Genomic DNA, 17,871 nt, shown 5'->3' with positions numbered 1-17,871 from the left:
AAACTCTTGACCAGTGGATACGCCGGCGGCTGAGGATGTGCCTATGGAAGCAGTGGAAACGGATACGGACGCGCTACCGTGAACTGCGGGCGCTGGGGGTACCGGAACACTTCGTCCATATAATGGCGAACTCACGCCGGGGGCCATGGGAGATGTCCCGCAACCTGAACAACGCCCTTGACACCCGATATTTTCAGGCGCAAGGGCTGGTCAGCATGCTTGAATGTTACTTGGCATTTCGTTAACTCTTCGGAACCGCCTGGTGCGGACCCGCATGCCAGGTGGTGTGTGAGAGGACGGGGGCTAGCCGCCCCCTTCTACTCGATTGCAATTCGATTTTTATGCAACATAAGAATCCATCAAAGAACCATAAAGATCGATCATTGTATCGGGGTTGGCTTCAATTTACCATGTACCATAAAAAGCAAGAAATGCCGTCAATTGGTGGTGAAGGTGTCGGTCTGCGGGCAAACGATCATGTGATCTTTGAAAGCGCTTAATCAATCACCAGGGAGGGTTACCATGCGAAAGAGCTTCTGCGTTTTGCTGGCGCTGGCTTTGCTGCTTGCGGCTTGCGGAGGGGGAGGCGGACAGTCTTCTTCCCCGTCCGGCGGTTCGTCGGGGGAACCCTCGGACGGCCAGAGCGGCGGCCAGGAGATTTCCGGGGAAATCACCGTTTTCGGCTGGGGCGGCGGCGAAGAGCTGCAAACCCGGAAAGAGGCCACGGAAGTCTTCCGAAAGCTCTATCCGAAGGTGAAAGTCAAAGAAATCTGGCTGCCGGCGAACGAAGTCGACACCAAACTCGACGCGGCCCTTGCGGCGGGCAACGCCGGGGACGTCATCATGATGTCGCCCGACTGGAGAGGCCTTCGTTCCAAATGGTTTGAAGATCTGAATCCGTACGTCGAGCGGGACGGCCTGGATCTTGCGTCGTTGCTCACGCCGGGTGTCGACAAAGGCTACGTGCAGCCGGACGGCAAGCGGGAAGGCATGCCGACCACGGCTTCCGACTTCATGATCGCCTACAACAAGAAGATTTTCGACGACGCCGGCGTGCCGTATCCGACGGACGACTGGACCTGGGACGACTTTGCGGAAATCGCGAGGAAAGTATCCTCCGGCGAAGGGGCGAACCGGATCTACGGCATCGTGGCGCACTGGATTCTCCAAAGCTTCGCCCCGATGATTTACGGCGGCAGGCCGTACAACGACGACTGGACGAAGCAGCAGCTGGACGATCCGAGGGTGATCAAGGGATATCAGTTGTTCGGCGACCTCGTGAAGGACGGCGCGATGCCCGACGATGCCGCGTCCAAAGCGATGCCGATGGATCAAATGTTCGCGGCCGGAAGAGCCGCCATGTATCCGATGGGCCTGTTCGAAGCTTCCACCATCGCGAAAGCGGTGGGCAACAACTTCGAGTGGGGAATCGTGATGCCGCCGCGGGATCCCGAAGGCCGGACCGTCAACATCAAGTTCCAGACGGGATTCGCCATGAACAAGGACTCGAAGAACAAGGAAGCGGCATGGGCCTACATCAAGACGGCATCCCTGAACAAGGAAGTGGGCGACATCTACAGCCGGGTCAATCTGCCCGCGCCCCGCGAAGCCGCCGAGACCACGTTCAAGGCCAAGACCATCGAAGGCACGTCGATCAAAATGGAGGATTTCGTGACGGGGCTTGAGAACGCCATCGTGTTCCCGTGGGGAGGCGCCCTTGCCAAGGCGGCGGACCTGTACGGACAAGTCTGGGAGCAGGTCACGCTGCAGGGCAGATCGGCCGAAGAAGTGGCCCGGGAATACGCGCCCAAGATCCAGGAAGCGTTCGATTCCATCCACGCCAGACAGTGAATGACGATGACAGGCGGAGACGGCGAGAGGATATTTGCCCGCCAAATATCCTCTCCCGTCTTTCGCCGCTTATCCCACCTTGGAGGCGGAAACATGAAGCGAGTCGGCAGCATCGAAAGAAGGGAGAACCGGCAATTCTTCCTTTATATTTCCCCGTGGCTGCTGGGCTTCCTGATCTTCACCCTCTATCCGATGGTCCATTCGTTCATCATGGTGTTTACCGACACCGATTTGACGGGATCGGGAACGTTCATCGGCGTCGAGAACCTCGTCCGGGCTTTCGCCAAAGACGACCTGTTCTACAAAGCGCTGGTCAATACGCTGTATTACGTGCTGGTCTCCGTGCCCGTCAGCCTGCTGTTTTCCTTTCTGATTGCGCTTTTGCTGAACAAGAAGCTGAAGGGGATCGTTTTTTTCCGAACCAGCTTCTATATTCCTTACGTGACGTCCGGCGTGGCGGTGGTTCTCCTTTGGGGATGGATTTTCAACGCGCAGTTCGGCCTGATCAATTACTTCCTTTCCTGGTTCGGCGTCACCGGCCCGAACTGGCTGAGCGACACCCGCTGGGCGATGCCGGCCATCATCATCATCGGCGTATGGACGATCGGCAACTCCATCATCATCACGCTCGCCGGCCTGCAGGATATTCCGGAGCAGTTGTATGAGAGCGCGGAGATCGACGGGGCGAGCGCCTACGTCAAGATCACGCGGATCGCGCTTCCCCTCGTCACGCCCACGATCTATTTCAACCTGGTCATGGGGATTATCGGAGGGTTTCAAATCTTCATGCAGCCGCACATTCTGACCGAGGGCGGTCCGAGCTATTCGACGCACACCTACATGATGCACATCTACGACTACGGTTTCAAGTACAGCGAGATGGGCTATGCTTCCACGCTAGCTTGGATCCTGTTTCTCGTCATCATGACCATCACGCAAATTGTGAACCGGACATCCAAATACTGGGTTCACTATGAATGACGGACTCATCCCGGGTGATGCGCAGAATGAATCCGTACTTCCGGAGCAAAAGGCGAAAAAAGCTGATCGGCGACCTCTTCAGTTACCTCATGCTGATCATGCTGGCGTTCGTGTTCATTTTTCCGTTTCTGTGGATGATCTCCACGGCGTTCAAGCTTCCGTCGGAGGCGTACACGCTGCCGCAGCGCCTGATTCCGAAGACGTTCACGTTCGACAACTTCATCGAGGGCTGGAAATACGCGGACTTTACGCGCTATACGATCAACACCCTGGTCGTGGCGCTGACCGCGACGCTGGGAGCCGTATTTTCCGCCGCCCTGGTGGCCTACGGCTTCGCCCGGTTCAGATCGCGCTACAACGGGTTTTTCTTCAGCATCGTGCTGGCCACGCTGATGCTGCCCAGCCAGGTGACGCTCATCCCGACTTATCTGTTGTTCACCAAGTTCGGGTGGCTGGATACGCTGAAACCGCTGATCGTTCCTTCGTTTTTCGGCGGCGGCGCGTTCAACATTTTCCTGCTGCGGCAGTTCCTCAAGACGATTCCGAAAGATTTGGACGAAGCGGCTTACATCGACGGCGCGAACTCGTTCCAGATTTTCAGCCGGATCCTGCTTCCGGCGATCCGGCCCGCCATGATCGCCGTGGCGCTCATGTCGATCACGTACCATTGGAACGACTACTTCTGGCCGCTCATCTAACTGAACAGCGACGAGAACTTCACGCTGGCGATCGGCCTGAGGTTCTTCGAGAACTCTTCGGCTCCGCGCAGATCCAGATGCTGATGGCCGTTTCGTCCATTACGGTCATTCCGGTGCTGGTGCTGTTTTTCGTCGGACAACGCTATTTCGTCCAGGGGATTACCATGACCGGAATCAAGGGCTGAAGCTTTGCGCCTTGAGCCGGGACCGCTTGTGGTATTCCCGCGGGCTGAAACCGGTGACCTGTTTGAACTGCCGGCAGAAATGTTCCACATGCCGGTAACCGCACCGTTCCGCGATCTCGGCGACCGAGTAGGAGCTGTGCATGAGATATTCCTGGGCGGAACGGATCCGGCTTTGGATCACGTCGTTCATGGGAGAGATGCCGAACGTTTTTTTGTACACCACCTGCAGGTACCCCGGGCTGATGTGAAGCAATTCCGCCATTTTGGGCACGCTCCACTCATGGCCCGGATTGCTGTGGATGGCCGTGCGCAATTTCAGCAGGTTGTAATAATGGGGCGTGATCTCGTTGTTGAAGTTGGATTCGTAGGATTCGACGAGCTTGTTGAACAGCGTTTGGAGCAGAAGTTGAATGGATGACTCTTTTTTTGGATTGTTGAACGAATGTTCGAAAACGAGCAGCTGGAACAAATGATGGCAATACACCGGATCCTTGATCGAAAACGGCACGCCGAACGGAAGCGGGGCTTTGGTGACAAACGTTTCATCGGTGGCGAAACGGATCCAGTTGTTGATGTACAGATCGGCGCAGGCCCGGTAGTAAATTTTCTGGCGCGGCCGGTAAAGGATGGCGCTGTAGGCCGGATATTCCCGAAGTTCGTTCTCCGCCCAGAACACGGCGGGCGTCTTGGTGAACACCAGCATAAAGCAGTCGTGTCCTTCGGGGATATCGAAGACGAAATTGTCCGGATGGGTTGCGTCGCATTCGACATAGAAAATTTCAATCATGATAACCCCCTCCGGTGCCGTCATTGGAATGGACTCATCAAATGTTTCTGGAACGCATACCATGCCAGACCCGGCGTGAACGGTCCGCGGTCCGCCGGATTGCGCAGGGTTCATTTTGATGTGGACGGCGAACCGAGGCTGGACTTGACGGAGGAGAAGGATTTGCCGCCGGGTCTTGAAAAAGTGGAAACGGAAGTGGTCATCGGAGGAAAGGATGCCAGGGGCCGGTGAAAGGATCGGCGTTGGAAGGCGCGGGGGCGCGGGCAAGTTGAAACGGCCTGGGCATTGAAAAAAGAGGGAACGGAACACAACGGGTTTTCCGTTCCCTCTTTTTCTCATTTTTCGAGCAGGGCGATGAATTCCCGCATGAACCCCGGCAGGTCCGGCCAGGCGTGTCCGCTGACGAGGTTGCGGTCGACGTGGAGGGTCTCGTCGACATACGTGCCGCCTGCCGCCTTGACTTCGGGCTTGCAGGCGATGTAGGCCGTGAGCTTGCGTCCTTGCAGCACTTCCGGGATCGTGGACAGGATTTGCGCCGCGTGGCAGATGGCCGCAATCGGTTTTCCCGCGTCAAAGAAATGCTTGACGATCCTCGGCACGTGTTCGTTCAGCCGGATGTACTCCGGCGCCCGGCCGCCCGGGATGATCAGGCCGTCGTATTCCTCCGGCTTGATGTTTTCGAACGCTTCATGCGCCTGAATGCCGTATCCCGGACGCTCGATGTACGTATCCACGCCCTCGATGAAGTCGTGCACGACGGTCTGAAGCTTTTTCGCGGAAGGGGCGGCAATGGTGACATCATATCCCGCTTCAAGACACCTGTAATAGGGGTAATACACTTCCAGCGCTTCCACCGCGTCGCCCGCCAGGATCAACACCTTCTTGCTCACGATTCATCCCTCCTGAAAGATATGGTGATATATATATTTCTTTGCCAAAAGGAAATTTCCTCCTGACAAAATCTTTCAAGAACACAATCGAGTTTGCGGCGGAAAATGTCGTTCTCCGCGAAGTCCTTGTAGCGCATTGACACGGACAAAACAAACGACTTATAATCATTAATAGGAACAGTGTTCCAAATAGCGGAACAACTTGATACGACTTTTTTCACCTTTTATTTTTTGCTCCATTATTGAAACAGTGTTCCAAAAAACGGAACACATCCGCCCCGTGATCGGTATGGCCCGGACAGCGGAAACCGCTTCGGTGACATCCGATGATCAACCCATCAAGGAGTCGTGGTATTGGTGAAGAAATTGAATGCGGATTTTTGGAAGCAGGTGTCGGAAAACGAAGTGTCATTGCTGATGTCGGAATGCGAACATTGCGGGAAGCGGAATTTTCCGCCGCTGCGGTATTGCCCGAATTGCCACGCAAAAAATCCGGAGAAGAAGGAAATGAGCCGGATCGGCACGCTGTACAGTTTTTCCCGCGTCCATACCCCGCATAAGCTGTACTCCGCGCCGTACATTGTCGGCTATGTGGATTTTCCGGAAGGCCTGCGCGTCTTCGGCCAGATTCGCGCAAATTATGAGGATCTGCGGATCGGCATGAAGGTCGCGACATCGGCCTGCAGTTTCGGCGAAGGCGAGGATGCCGTGCTGGCCTATTGCTTTGTACCTGCCGGGAAGGAGTGAGCATGATGGCGAGACCCGTATACGTGACAGGAATCGGGATGACGCCTTTTCGCAAGAAATACGACATGAACCTCTCCGAGATTGCCCAGGAAGCGGTCGTCGCCGCGCTTCGCGACGCCGGTTTCGACCGGAACCGGGTGGAAGCCGTCTACAGCGGTTCCGCATGGGGCGGCTCTCTTCTCGGACAACGGATTCTGCGCGATCTGGGCATGACGGGCGTGCCCCTCGTCAACATCGAAAATGCTTGCTCCAGCGGTTCCTCGGCTCTGCATCTGGGTTGGACCGCCGTGGCGCAGGGCATGTACGACGCGGTGCTCGTGATCGGTTCGGAGAAGCTGAGCCGTTTCGGTTCGGGCGCGATACCGCTGGAAGACGATGACCATGAGGTGCGGCTCGGGCAGATCATGCCGGCGGTCTACGCCATGCGCGCGCAGCGGTATTTTTACGAATATGGCGGCACGCCGGCCGACCTTGCCCAAGTGGCCGTGAAGAACCGCAGACATGCCGGTTTCAACGAAAATGCGCTGTTCCGCGACCCCATCACGGTGGAAGAGGTGCTGGCCTCCCGTCCCGTCGCGGATCCGCTTACGCTGCTCATGTGTTGTCCGAAGGCGGACGGCGCGGCGGCGCTCCTGATCACCTCCGAACGTTACCGCAACAGCCGGTCGGTCGAGGTGCGGGCATCCCGCATCACGTCGGGCGTGTTTGAGGACGGGATCGTGGACACCACCGTGGATGAAATCACGGTGCGTTGCGCAAAGGAAACTTACGAATCCGCCGGCATCGGTCCGGAGGACGTCGACGTGGCGGAAGTGCATGACGCTTTCGCCAGCGCGGAAGTGTTCTATTATGAAGCGCTTGGATTCTGCAAGCAGGGAGAAGGGCTGGATTTGGTGCGTTCGGGGGCCACGGCGATCGGAGGACGCCTGCCCGTCAACCCCAGCGGCGGACTGCTCAGCAAGGGCCATCCGCTGGGCGCCACGGGCGTCGCGCAGATCGTGGAAATCGTCGAGCAGCTGCGCGGCGAAGCCGGCGCCCGCCAGGTGGAAGGGGCGAAAGTCGGTCTCACCCATTGCACCGGCGGCGGCATCGCGGGCATGGATCATGGCGCTTGCACGATGCACGTGCTGGTCAGGTGATCGGGATGCTGAACGGAATCACCGTGCTGGACCTGACGCAATTCCTGGCCGGGCCGTTCGCCACCCAGATCCTGGGCGACCTCGGCGCCAATGTGATCAAGATCGAGTGGGGCGAGGGCGATTCGACCCGCCACCTTCCGCCTTATTTCATCGAAGAGAGCAGCCTGTACTTCCTGTCGACGAACCGCAACAAACGCAGCATCTGCCTGAACCTCAAAAGCGAAGAGGGGCGCGCGGTTTTCCTGCGGATGGTTGCCAGGGCGGATGTGGTCATCGAAAATTTCCGGCCGGGCGTCATGGATCGCCTGGGACTCGGCGACGACGTGCTCCGGTCGGCCAATCCGGACATCATTCTGTGCAGCATTTCGGGTTTCGGTTCCGACGGTCCGCTGTCCCGGCTGCCGGCCTATGACATGATCGTGCAGGCCATGAGCGGCGGCATGAGCATGACCGGCGAACCGGGCGGCAAACCGGTGAGATCCGGCATTCCCACCGGCGATCTGGACGCCGGGCTGTATGCCGTGATCGGCATTCTCGCCCAGCTTTACCAGCGGACCCGCATGAAAAGCGGGGAGCAACTGAAACATATCGATGTCGCGATGCTGGACTGCCAGATCGCCAAGCTTTCCTACCAGGGCGCATACGCCATGTTTTCCGGTGAGGAACCCGGCCTGCAGGGCCGCGGTCACCGCTCGATCCCCACGTACCGGGCGTTCACCTGCGGCGACGGGCAGGACATGGTGATTTGCGCGAATACGGAAGAAATGTGGCGGAAGCTTTGCGAGGTGCTGGGAGCGGAGGAACTGCTCCAGGATCCTGCGTTCGCCACCAACGCCGACCGGCTGGAAAACATCGACCGTCTGCTTCCGGAACTGGAAGCGAACTTCCAAAAATTTTCGGCTCCGGAGCTGGTGGAACGGCTGCAACAGGAAGGAGTTCCCGCCGCGATGATCAACGGCGTGCTGGATGCCCTGAATCATCCGCACACCCGGCACCGGAACATGGTACAGGAACTGGAATATCCGGGCGGAACCCGTTTCCGGGTTGCCGGCGATCCGCTGAAGCTTTCCGAACAATCCGCCAATCCCTTGCCGCCTCCTCGCCTGGGCGAGCATACGGCGCAGGTGTTGCGGGAATTCGGATACAGCGACGAGGACATCGGGCGCCTGGAACAGGAAGGGGTGATCCGGTGCGGCTAGGAGCGCAAGAAGCGGATGCGGGCGAACGCGGCCGATGCGCGGACGCCGGTTCCGTCCGGGCGAACCCGGGAAACCGTTTTCGAAGGAGGGGATCGTATAGTAAGATCAGGGGGACAGGTTTTGAGGAAGCGAGGCGAGCGGTTTGGAGCGGCAAAACCGGGTTCTCAGGGAATTTCTGATCTTGAACTCGATTCTTGAAAAGGACAACGACGCCGGCATTCGCGAAACGGCCAAAGAATTGGGACTGGCGCCGAGCACCGTGCACCGGATCCTGTCGGTCCTTCAGCAATCCGGTTATGTCCGGAAGCTGAAAAACGGCCGTTATGCGGTGGGCATCGAATTGGTGCGGCTGGCGCTCCTGGTTCTCCAGAAGTTCGACCAGAGCGCCCTGATTCACCAGACACTGCAGCGGGCGATGGAGAACACCGGCGAAACTTGCGTCCTTTATATCGTCGCCGCGGATCACGCTCAGGTCTTCGTCATGGACGTCGCCCATTCTAGTCATCCGTTGCAGTATCAGATCAAGGTGGGAGATTGCCATCAAATCACCGCGGGTGCGAGCGGACAGGCATCCCTCGCGTTCTTCCCCGGAACTTTGCGGGAACAAATCGCCTCCCGGGAATTGACGAAGTACACCAATGAGACCATCCAGGACAAAAAGCGGTTGCTGGACCGATTGGAGCAGATAAGGAAGCGCGGATACGCCATCAGCAAAGGCGAGCATATCGAAGGTGCGGTGGGAATTGCCGTCCCCATTTTCACCGAAATAGACGGCACGCGGGTTGCGGGGAACGTTTGCGTCACGATTCCCCAACAGCGGTTCCGGGATGAAATGACGGAGCCGATTGTAGCGGCCTTGAAGAACGCATCCGCCGAATTGTCCGTGCTGCTTGAGGCGCAGTTTGAAACGGATCGCCAGAGTGGCGTTGCCTGGCCGCTGCGGGATCCGGAATTCCAGCCGTGATTTGGCGGGCAGGTTGGGCAAACCGTCATTTGGGGGACAGGATGCACATGTATTTTTGCAAATCTGACGGGGCAAAACTGTATTACCAAATAACCGGCAATGGTCCGCCCATCGTTTTGCTGCATCCGGTTGGGTTATGCTCCGAATATTGGCAGATTCAGGAGAAAGCGTTCTCAAAGAAATATACGGTCATTTCCATTGATTTTCCCGGATATGGAAACAGCGACAAGCCCGACGGCCCCTTCACATTGGAGGATTTCGCAAGCGATGTCGCGAACTTGCTTCGGGGCCTGGATTTCAAGTCCTTCGTCCTTTGCGGCCAGTCCCTGGGCGGAATGGTTGCCCAGATTGTGGCGGTCAAATGGCCGGAGCTGGTAGCCGGCCTTGTCTTGGCCAACACGACGCCCTACGGAGACCAAGAGGTCATGGAGAAGAGGGCGTCCATTGTGGAAACGGGCGGGATTGCCGCGGAAGTCGACGATACCCTGAAGCGGTGGTTTACGGAAGAAACGTTGCGGAATAACCCGTCTCTGGTCGAAAGGATCAGGAGACGGCTCCTGGCCAATGATCCGCAGGTGCATGGCTGGACTTGGAGGGCGATCGGGAATTTCAACGTGTTGAATGAAATCCATGCCGTTCGGGTTCCGTGTCTTGTGATCGTGGGCGACCGGGACCCGTCGACGCCGCCCCATCTTTCGAAGGAAATCGCGAAAAGAATTTCGGGTGCCCGATATTTCGAGATTCCCGAAGCAGCCCACATGGCGTTTCTCGAAAAGCCGGATGCCTTCATATCCGCCGTTGAACCGTTCTTGGCCGACATCCAATGGACTTAGCCGGTCCGTTTGCAACTTCGACTTCGATCACTTCAATCACCAGGATGAAAACCCTTACTTTTCGTTCTTAGCTGAAAATTGAACTCGGGGGGATCTGCTTAGGGGGGAATGTAGATGACAATTCAATTTACAAGATAGAAATAATTACTAGTAAAAACAATATAAGGAGTGAATCGAATGTCCGAAAGAGTCCTGAAGCGCAACGGTGAAAAGCGATATCTGATTTCCGTCATCGACGGTCCAAACATGTCCAATCTGGGCCGAAGGAACAAGAAGGTATACGGGGCCATCAATTCGCTGGAAGACTTGCAGAATTTCATGAAAGAAGCCGGGAACTCCCTGGGCGTGGATGTCGAAACCTTTGCGTCCAACTATGAAGGCGCGATTCTCGAATACATCCACGAATCGGCGGAACGGGTGGACGGCTATATCATCAACCCCGCGGGATTGACAGAAGTGGGGGAAGCGACGCGGCACGCGTTGGATGAAACGGGAAAACCCGTGATTGAAGTCCATTTTGCCAACATTGCCGCCACCGGTCTTTACCCGCGCGGAGTGCCGCACGGCCCGCTGCGCTCGCGGTTCAGCCCGACCGTCACCGGCGTGGCGATGGGGCTCAGGCAATACAGCTACCTGGCGGCGCTCGTGGGTTTGGTTTGGGCGCTGGACGACAAGGAATTTTTGGGAGCCGGGAATTCCTGATTTGAAAAAAATCAAAAGAAAGGTCTGGTGTTTATGAAAAGAACGGGTCTTATTGTCATCGCGATGATGTTGGCCATTTCGACGTTCCTTGCGGCCTGCGGCAACCGTTCGGCATCCGATCAGCCGTCAGGCGGCCAAACGCCTGCCGCCTCGCCATCCGCCAGCGGCGGCGGATCTTCCGAAAATCAGGGACCGACGCAATCGTATAATTTCAACATGTCCATACCGGTCGGCGAAACTTCCACATGGTTCCTGGCCGCCCAGGAATTCGCCAGACTGGCGGACGAGAAATCGAACGGAAGAATCAAGATCAACCTGTTCGCCAACAACCAGCTGTCCGGCGGGGACAATGTCAAAGCCATCGAGTTTCTGATTCAGGGGAAGAACGATTTGTCTTACGACTCCACGATCTTTTACTCCCTGGTGGATGAAAAATTCGGGGTGATTTCGGCGCCGTTCCTGTTCAAGGATTGGGCGGACGTGGACCAGAAGCTCGGCGGGGAAGGCGGGGAAGCCCTCAAAGCGCTTCTCCGGGAAAAAGGCATCGAACCCCTTGGCCTGGGCCAAAACGGCTTCCGTCAAGTCACCAACAATTCGCGGCAGATCAAAACCCCGGATGATCTCAAGGGCCTGAAATTCCGCATTCCGGGCATCAAAATGTACGTCGATTTGTGGGAGCTGTTCGGCGCCAATCCGGTGCAAATGTCTTTCCCGGAATTGTTCCCGGCTTTGCAGCAGGGCGTCGTGGACGGCCAGGAAAACCCGATCGACCTCATCCATTCCACCAAGTTTTATGAAGTCCAAAAATATTTGACGATGTGGAACTATTCCTTCGACGCGATTGTGATGGGCATGAACAAGAAACTGTTTGATTCCCTGCATCCGGAGGACCAAGAGATTCTCCGGGAAGCGGCCACCGCCGCCAACGAATATCAGGTCAAATTGTCGCGGGAAAAGGAATCCCAGCAAATCGCGGAACTGGAACAACTCATGGAAGTCCATTATCCGACGGAAGAAGAATTGAACGCGTTCAAAGAAAAAGTCAGCCCCATCTACGAAAAGTATGGACCGGTTTGGGGCCAGGAATTGCTGGATGCTTTCCGGAATTGAGATGCTTGCGAACGGTTTAAAGGCAGGCGGGCAGGCGGGCGGAAACCCCTCCTGCCCGCTTGCAAACCGGTCCCGGGGAGATGATTCCGATCGTGAGCAAAATTTTGCAGAAAATTGAATATGCCATTTTGGCTTTGAGCCTTGCCGTCATGTCCGTCATCGCGTTCGCCAATGTGATTTCCCGCTATTTTTTGAACATCGCATTGGGATATACGGAAGAAATCACGATCAATTTGTTCGTGTGGCTGACTTTCGTCGGGGCGTCGGTCGGCATTCATCGCGGAGCGCATTTGGCTTTCGATTTCCTGCTGGGCGCGCTGAAAGGGACATGGAAGCTGGGATTGCTGGTTTTCGTGGGCGGATTAACGACGATTGTTTTCTTGATCACTTTCTATTATGGGATCGAAATGGTCAAGTTCCAATATAATCTGAAGTTGGTCACCCCGTCGCTTGGTTGGCCCCAATGGATTTTTACCCTGGGCGTTCCGTTGGGAAGTCTGCTCTGCGTGTTTCGAGCCATTCAAGTGACCGGGCTCGAGTTGAAGGCACATATGCAAAAACGGGGTGAAACTCCCTGATGGCCTGGCTGTTATTCGGAATCTTTTTTTTGCTGCTGTTCTTGAACGTGCCGATCGGGATCGCGATCGCCTCGGCGGCCGCCATCATCCTGCTCATGCGGGACGGCATTTCGGCGCTGTCCCTGGTTCCCGACATCATGTACGCCAGCATTTCGAAATTCACCCTGCTGGCCATTCCGTTTTTTATTCTCGCCGGCGTTATTATGGAATATGCCGGTGTATCCAAGCGATTGATCCGTTTCGCGGATGCCCTGGTCGGCCATTACAAGGGCGGCATGGTCATGGTCACCGTGCTGACGGCCATGTTTTTTGCCGCCATTTCCGGATCGGGACCCGCGACCGTTGCGGCGGTGGGCACGATTTTGATTCCCGCCATGCTGAAATACGGCTATTCGAAACCGCTTGCTTCCGGATTGGTGGCCAGCGCCGGTTCGATGGGGGTCGTGATTCCGCCGAGCATTACGTTCATCATCTTTGGCGTTCTGGCCGGCGACAAACTCAATGTGACCATCGGCAAACTGTTTATTGCCGGCATCGTTCCCGGAATTCTGATGGGGATCGGCTTCTATCTTGCCGCGATGGTCGCGATGAAAATGAAAGAAAAAAGGGGAGCCGTGGCTGCCGAGGGAGTTTCGGCTTCGCCAGACCGGGAGAAGATGACGGTCCGGGAAAAATTCAAGGCGTTCTTGGACGCTTTCTGGGGCTTGCTGATGCCCTTCATCATTCTTGGCGGCATCTACGGCGGCGTGTTTACTCCCACGGAAGCCGCGGTGGTGGCGGTTTTTTACGGATTGATCGTGGGCTTTGCGGTGTACAGGGAGATCAAACTGAAAGATTTGCCCAAAATTTTGGTCGAATCCGCCACAACGACCGCCGTCGTCATGCTGATCATCGGCGCCGCGTCGGTTTTTGCCTACATCATTACGGTTGAAGATTTCGCCAACACCTTTACTCAAACCATGCTGGCGATAACGGACAACAAGTACGTCATTCTGTTGCTGATCAACATTCTCCTGCTGATCGCGGGAATGTTTCTGGAAGCGACTTCCGCTTTCTACCTGTTTACGCCCATTTTGATACCGATCGTGATGCAATTCGATATCGATCCCACCGCGTTTGGCGTCCTTATGGTCGTGAATTTGGCGATCGGGCTCTTCACTCCCCCGGTCGGGGTCAATCTCTATGTCGCAAGCGGGATTGCAAAAATTTCGCTCAAGGAAATTTCGATCGGCATTTTGCCGTTCGTGATCGCCGCGATCGTCGTCCTCATGCTCGTAACGTATTTCCCCGTCGTATCGACATGGCTTCCGGATTTGCTCGGCATGAAATAGGAATCAGAATCATGGCGGAAAGATGGTGAGCGTGATGAGGCTCAAGGACAAAATCGCCCTGATTACGGGAGCGGGATCGGGAATCGGAAGCAGTACCGCGAAGCTCTTCGCGGAAGAAGGGGCCACGGTGCTGGTCAATGACGTTGACGAAACCAATGGAATGAAAACCGTGGAAGCAATCAACCGTGCCGGCGGACAAGCGCATTTTTACCACGCGGATGTTTCCGACCCGTCATCCGTCAAGTCCATGATTGACCGGATCATCGAAAAATTTGGACGAATCGATATCCTTTTCAACAATGCCGGGATAAGCTGCGTGGGAGCGCTTCACGAGATAGAGCCGGATGAATGGGAAAAAATTGTGGCTGTCAACGTGAAAAGCGTCTATCTGGTCAGCAAATACACCTTGCCATACATGATGGAAAGAAAAAACGGCTGCATCATCAACATGTCGTCGTGCGTAGCCGAAATGGGACTGGCGGGAAGAGCCGTCTATGCCGCAAGCAAAGGCGCGATTCTGTCCATGACCAAATCCATGCAGGTTGATTATGCTCCTTACAACATCAGGGTGAACGCTTTGCTGCCCGGGACCATCTATACTCCGTTTGTGGAAAATTTCATCAAGAAATCATATCCCGACCCGGAATTGGCGCTTCAAGCCATCAAACAAAGACAGATCAGCGGCGAACTCGGCCGTCCGGAAGACGTGGCGAGAGCCGCCCTGTTCCTTGCTTCCGACGAGTCCCGTTTCATCATGGGATCCCCGTTGTACGTTGACGGCGGAGTGGTATTTTGCAAGAACGCTTAAGAATGTTGGCGCCATCGCAGCAATTTGCGTATTGAAGGGGACGTTCGCATGATCCAACGGAACATCCGCAAGTTCGCGGTTTACGTCGAAGAAATCCTGACAGAAGGATTCAAACCTGTCGCCAGGCCCGTGCGCATCGCCGCAGCCGCGGCCGTCATCGAAAATCCCTTTGCCGGACGGTTCGTGGAGGATCTCAGTCCGCTCGTCGACGCGTATGCCGCCTATCTGGGCGAACTTCTTCCCCGGAAGGCCATGCAAGCGCTGGGAATTGCCGGAGAACAGGTGGAAGCTTTCGGCAAGGGGGCGCTGGTGGGTCTGGACGGGGAAATCGAACACGGTTCCTGCATCATCCACACGCTGAAGTTCGGCAATCCGTTTCGCGCCTTGTGCGGAAATGCGGCCACTTTGCTGCCGTCTGCGGAAAAAAGGGGGGCGGCGGGCTCTCCGCTCGATTTGGCCATCAAGCACAAGATGGACAGCAAAATCCGTTCGCACCACATGTCTTTCGAGTTTCGCATTCCCGACGCGCCGAGGAACGACGAGATCGTGATCGTCGCGGTGGTCACGGACAACGGACGCCCGCATCCGCGCAGCGGCTCTCTCCATGCCGAACTGGCGGAGACCAATCCCGGCAACAGCGAATGATCAATCCGGACTGCAAGAGATACGGGAGTATCCATCACAACCGGGGCAAACACACAGCCCCGGTTTTATTTTCCAAACCGCTTCATCATCGGCGCCATCGAGCGGGTACGGGAGGAACGGGAACGATGAGCCGACAGGCGCCGCCCCCTTGCCTTTCCGAACAAATGTTCTTATAATAAAGAAATCGGAACGTTTGTTCGGAGGCAGAGGGCATGAAGCGGAAACGGACATGGTTCCCCCTGGGGCGCCGGAGCCTGCTGTTCGGCGTGCACCAGTTTCTCTGGCATCCCTGGACGGTTTACAGGGCGTGGTGCCGCCTTTACGGCAGGCCCGGCTGGCGGGAGGCCGTATGCATTTTCATCCACGACTGGGGCTATTGGCATGCGCCGAACATGGACGGTCCCGAAGGCCGGCGGCATCCGGAGCTGGGCGCCGGGATCGCCCGCCGGCTGTTCGGCGACGAATACGGCGATCTGGTGCTGTATCACAGCCGGCACTACGCCCGTATGCACGGGAAGCCCCCCAGCAGGCTCTGCTGGGCGGACAAGCTGTCGATCCTGTACGAGCCGAAATGGTTCTACCTGCTGCGGGCGGCGCTGTCCGGCGAAATCCGCGAATACCGGCTGAACGGGAAGGACCGGTTCGGCCTGGAGCGCTCCCACGGGGAATGGTTCGACTGGCTGCGCGGGCAGTTTCTGCAGCTGGCCGACGCGAAGCGGGGCGACGCCGTGCCGTACCTGGAAAGCCGACTGTCCCGATAGATGGAATCAAAGTTCAAGAGACTTGGGCTTGGTCATTTTTTCAGCGATTGATAATACTTGCCTCTTTCGACGTATTCCCGCACGATGCGGTCCATGTCCCGGCGCTCTTCGTCCGTCACTTCCCGGACGACCTTCGCGGGATTGCCCATCGCCACCGCATGCGGGGGGATTTTTTTCCCGGGAGGCACCACGGTGCCGGCGGCGACGATGGCGCCTTCGCCGATTTCGGCTTTGTCCAGGACAATCGCTCCCATGCCGATGAGCGCCCGCCTGCGGATGATGCAGCTGTGCAGCATCGCCTTGTGGCCGACGATGACCTCGTCCTCGAGGATCAGCGGGTTGTTCGGGCTCTGGTGGAGGCAGCTCAGATCCTGGATGCTGCAGCGCTTGCCGATGATCGTCGGGGCCACGTCCCCGCGGATGACGGTGCCGAACCAGATGTTGCTGTCTTCGCCGATGGTCACGTCTCCCGAGATGGTGGCGTAATCCGCGATGAAAACGGACGGGTGGATGTTCGGTTCCTTGCCGTGGTAGGGGTAGATCATGGCTGATGCTCCTTGCTTGTGGTGTCGAGAACATTTTATCGCATTGGCGTTAGGGAGAAAAACCGCGGCGGGTGCCGGATTGGATTTCGAAAAAGATGACTTTTTTGTAAAATAATTTCAAGATGCCTTTCCTTCTTTTGCCGGAGGAGGTGTCCATGAGATGAAGAGAAGGCTGGTGCTGCCGGCGGCCGCGCTGGCACTGGCGGTATCGTGCGCCGCGTGCGCTTCATCGCGGGAACCGGAATTTCCGCCCGGAAAATCCCATGTGACGCTGGCTCCCGGCGTAACGGTTGCCCACAGCGTGATGGAAGCGACGAAGACGACAAAAATCGAAGACCTCGGGTATCGCGAGATTTCCGAGGCCGAGTTTCTGTACCTTCGTTACGTGCGGACCGGAACAAGCACGCCGCCTTCCCCTTCGGACGCGTCTTACGTCTACAGGGAATACGCGTTTGTCGGCGAGATCGGCGGCGGCCTCCGAGTGAAGGCGGGCATCATCGCCAGAGTGGTGCCTTTGCAAATGGGCCACCATACCGTTTACGTGTTCGACGAGGTTTACGAGGACATGGCCGAACTTTCTTCGGTTCCGGAGGGGGCTTTCGCCGTTCGCAGGAATTATGTGAAAGCTTTCGTGGAAAATCACAACACGTTGCAAGTTGCCGTCGGCGGATATGCCGAGCTGACCGCAGAGGACGGGATCGTCCGGGAGCGACGGCATTTCTCCGCTCTCCATCAGTGGAGAGCCTGAGGGACGACACACCTCACAGCCGGGAAAGAAGGAATATACGCAAGAAGCAGCCGCACCGCAGCTGCTTCTTTTTTGGGTACGCCCAGCATGGGCGTCATCTCTACGGTGAAAGTCCGGAATGGGGGCTGGCGAGCGCCTACCATTAGCCAAAGGCAAGGGTGCCTGCCGCGAGGCGGGATCTGAAGGAAGCCGGAGGCAAACGCACGGGCCAAGGTACACGAACCGGATTTGAGGCAGGGTTAGTCGGATGAGTTGCCCAAACACAACGAAATCCAAAGCCGCCAAGGGCTAATTCTGTAAACTCCGGTGGTCGCGGGCGGAAAGATGACGCTCTTATCTGGGGAGGCCTGCGGAATATGCGAAGTGACT

19 protein-coding genes and 1 pseudogene are annotated in these 17,871 nt (G+C 56.8%); 16 read left to right on the top strand and 4 right to left on the bottom strand.

Features of this window, described 5'->3' with window-relative positions:
- Positions 1-522 precede the first annotated feature (522 nt).
- From BAA01_14625 to BAA01_14615, 3 genes and pseudogenes are all read left to right on the top strand, one after another.
- Positions 523-1,851, top strand: coding sequence for a hypothetical protein (locus BAA01_14625; protein OUM87833.1), 1,329 nt, complete (start codon positions 523-525; stop codon positions 1,849-1,851).
- A 93-nt stretch (positions 1,852-1,944) separates the two neighbouring features.
- Positions 1,945-2,832: an ABC transporter permease gene (locus BAA01_14620; protein OUM87832.1), complete on the top strand. Its 888-nt coding sequence runs from the start codon at positions 1,945-1,947 to the stop codon at positions 2,830-2,832.
- A 26-nt stretch (positions 2,833-2,858) separates the two neighbouring features.
- A pseudogene (locus BAA01_14615) lies at positions 2,859-3,715 on the top strand (sugar ABC transporter permease).
- On the opposite strand, the gene BAA01_14610 reads toward BAA01_14615, so the two are convergent.
- The 3 genes from BAA01_14610 to BAA01_14600 form a co-directional block, all read right to left on the bottom strand.
- Positions 3,705-4,502 carry an AraC family transcriptional regulator gene (locus BAA01_14610; protein OUM87831.1) on the bottom strand — a complete coding sequence of 266 codons (798 nt, stop codon included), beginning with the start codon at positions 4,500-4,502 and terminating at the stop codon, positions 3,705-3,707. The pseudogene BAA01_14615 and the gene BAA01_14610 overlap by 11 nt on opposite strands.
- Before the next feature lie 335 nt (positions 4,503-4,837).
- Entirely contained in the window at positions 4,838-5,392 is a 555-nt protein-coding gene (locus BAA01_14605) for a peptidase (GenBank protein OUM87830.1), read from the bottom strand.
- Positions 5,389-5,613, bottom strand: coding sequence for a hypothetical protein (locus tag BAA01_14600; GenBank protein ID OUM87829.1), 225 nt, complete (start codon positions 5,611-5,613; stop codon positions 5,389-5,391). The genes BAA01_14605 and BAA01_14600 overlap by 4 nt, the downstream gene beginning before the upstream one ends.
- Positions 5,614-5,746: 133 nt before the next feature.
- Here BAA01_14600 and BAA01_14595 point away from each other — a divergent pair, with 133 nt between their 5' ends.
- From BAA01_14595 to BAA01_14540, 12 genes are all read left to right on the top strand, one after another.
- The gene (locus tag BAA01_14595) at positions 5,747-6,139 is read left to right on the top strand and encodes a hypothetical protein (GenBank protein ID OUM87828.1); all 393 of its coding nucleotides are present in this window, start codon (positions 5,747-5,749) and stop codon (positions 6,137-6,139) included.
- A 5-nt stretch (positions 6,140-6,144) separates the two neighbouring features.
- The gene (locus BAA01_14590) at positions 6,145-7,278 is read left to right on the top strand and encodes a propanoyl-CoA acyltransferase (GenBank protein ID OUM87835.1); all 1,134 of its coding nucleotides are present in this window, start codon (positions 6,145-6,147) and stop codon (positions 7,276-7,278) included.
- A gap of 5 nt (positions 7,279-7,283) precedes the next feature.
- The gene (locus BAA01_14585) at positions 7,284-8,477 is read left to right on the top strand and encodes a hypothetical protein (protein OUM87827.1); all 1,194 of its coding nucleotides are present in this window, start codon (positions 7,284-7,286) and stop codon (positions 8,475-8,477) included.
- A gap of 142 nt (positions 8,478-8,619) precedes the next feature.
- Positions 8,620-9,441, top strand: a complete 822-nt coding sequence (locus tag BAA01_14580) for a hypothetical protein (GenBank protein ID OUM87826.1) — start codon at positions 8,620-8,622, stop codon at positions 9,439-9,441.
- Entirely contained in the window at positions 9,438-10,274 is an 837-nt protein-coding gene (locus BAA01_14575) for a hypothetical protein (protein OUM87825.1), read from the top strand. The genes BAA01_14580 and BAA01_14575 overlap by 4 nt, the downstream gene beginning before the upstream one ends.
- A gap of 177 nt (positions 10,275-10,451) precedes the next feature.
- Entirely contained in the window at positions 10,452-10,976 is a 525-nt protein-coding gene (locus tag BAA01_14570; protein ID OUM87824.1) for a dehydroquinase, read from the top strand.
- 33 nt (positions 10,977-11,009) lie between these two features.
- Positions 11,010-12,086, top strand: a complete 1,077-nt coding sequence (locus BAA01_14565) for a C4-dicarboxylate ABC transporter substrate-binding protein (protein OUM87823.1) — start codon at positions 11,010-11,012, stop codon at positions 12,084-12,086.
- An 80-nt stretch (positions 12,087-12,166) separates the two neighbouring features.
- On the top strand, positions 12,167-12,664 hold the full coding sequence (locus BAA01_14560; protein OUM87822.1) for a hypothetical protein: 498 nt from the start codon (positions 12,167-12,169) through the stop codon (positions 12,662-12,664).
- The gene (locus BAA01_14555) at positions 12,661-13,995 is read left to right on the top strand and encodes a C4-dicarboxylate ABC transporter permease (protein OUM87821.1); all 1,335 of its coding nucleotides are present in this window, start codon (positions 12,661-12,663) and stop codon (positions 13,993-13,995) included. The genes BAA01_14560 and BAA01_14555 overlap by 4 nt, the downstream gene beginning before the upstream one ends.
- 34 nt (positions 13,996-14,029) lie before the next feature.
- Positions 14,030-14,803, top strand: a complete 774-nt coding sequence (locus BAA01_14550; protein OUM87820.1) for a short-chain dehydrogenase — start codon at positions 14,030-14,032, stop codon at positions 14,801-14,803.
- A gap of 48 nt (positions 14,804-14,851) precedes the next feature.
- Positions 14,852-15,448 (top strand): peptide synthetase, encoded by a 597-nt coding sequence (locus BAA01_14545; protein ID OUM87819.1) that lies wholly within the window; start codon positions 14,852-14,854, stop codon positions 15,446-15,448.
- A 254-nt stretch (positions 15,449-15,702) separates the two neighbouring features.
- Positions 15,703-16,209 (top strand): hypothetical protein, encoded by a 507-nt coding sequence (locus BAA01_14540; protein OUM87834.1) that lies wholly within the window; start codon positions 15,703-15,705, stop codon positions 16,207-16,209.
- A gap of 32 nt (positions 16,210-16,241) precedes the next feature.
- Here BAA01_14540 and BAA01_14535 read toward each other — a convergent pair whose 3' ends face one another.
- Positions 16,242-16,754: a gamma carbonic anhydrase family protein gene (locus BAA01_14535; protein OUM87818.1), complete on the bottom strand. Its 513-nt coding sequence runs from the start codon at positions 16,752-16,754 to the stop codon at positions 16,242-16,244.
- Between the two features lie 160 nt (positions 16,755-16,914).
- Between BAA01_14535 and BAA01_14530 the strand changes: the two genes are divergently transcribed.
- Positions 16,915-17,502 carry a hypothetical protein gene (locus BAA01_14530; GenBank protein OUM87817.1) on the top strand — a complete coding sequence of 196 codons (588 nt, stop codon included), beginning with the start codon at positions 16,915-16,917 and terminating at the stop codon, positions 17,500-17,502.
- Positions 17,503-17,871 lie beyond the last annotated feature (369 nt).

The sequence above is a fragment of the Bacillus thermozeamaize genome (assembly GCA_002159075.1).
GTDB lineage: Bacteria > Bacillota > Bacilli > ZCTH02-B2 > ZCTH02-B2 > Bacillus_BB > Bacillus_BB thermozeamaize.
Note: the sequence above shows the minus strand (reverse complement) of the source record. Positions and strands in the feature narration are given on the sequence as shown.

Coding starts and splice junctions, on each gene's coding strand:
- BAA01_14565 (OUM87823.1), top strand. CDS start 11,010: ATGAAAAGAACGGGTCTTATTGTCATCGCGATGATGTTGGCCATTTCG.
- BAA01_14590 (OUM87835.1), top strand. CDS start 6,145: ATGGCGAGACCCGTATACGTGACAGGAATCGGGATGACGCCTTTTCGC.
- BAA01_14535 (OUM87818.1), bottom strand. CDS start 16,754: ATGATCTACCCCTACCACGGCAAGGAACCGAACATCCACCCGTCCGTT.
- BAA01_14625 (OUM87833.1), top strand. CDS start 523: ATGCGAAAGAGCTTCTGCGTTTTGCTGGCGCTGGCTTTGCTGCTTGCG.
- BAA01_14570 (OUM87824.1), top strand. CDS start 10,452: ATGTCCGAAAGAGTCCTGAAGCGCAACGGTGAAAAGCGATATCTGATT.
- BAA01_14560 (OUM87822.1), top strand. CDS start 12,167: ATGATTCCGATCGTGAGCAAAATTTTGCAGAAAATTGAATATGCCATT.
- BAA01_14530 (OUM87817.1), top strand. CDS start 16,915: ATGAAGAGAAGGCTGGTGCTGCCGGCGGCCGCGCTGGCACTGGCGGTA.
- BAA01_14545 (OUM87819.1), top strand. CDS start 14,852: ATGATCCAACGGAACATCCGCAAGTTCGCGGTTTACGTCGAAGAAATC.
- BAA01_14620 (OUM87832.1), top strand. CDS start 1,945: ATGAAGCGAGTCGGCAGCATCGAAAGAAGGGAGAACCGGCAATTCTTC.
- BAA01_14585 (OUM87827.1), top strand. CDS start 7,284: ATGCTGAACGGAATCACCGTGCTGGACCTGACGCAATTCCTGGCCGGG.
- BAA01_14610 (OUM87831.1), bottom strand. CDS start 4,502: ATGATTGAAATTTTCTATGTCGAATGCGACGCAACCCATCCGGACAAT.
- BAA01_14550 (OUM87820.1), top strand. CDS start 14,030: ATGAGGCTCAAGGACAAAATCGCCCTGATTACGGGAGCGGGATCGGGA.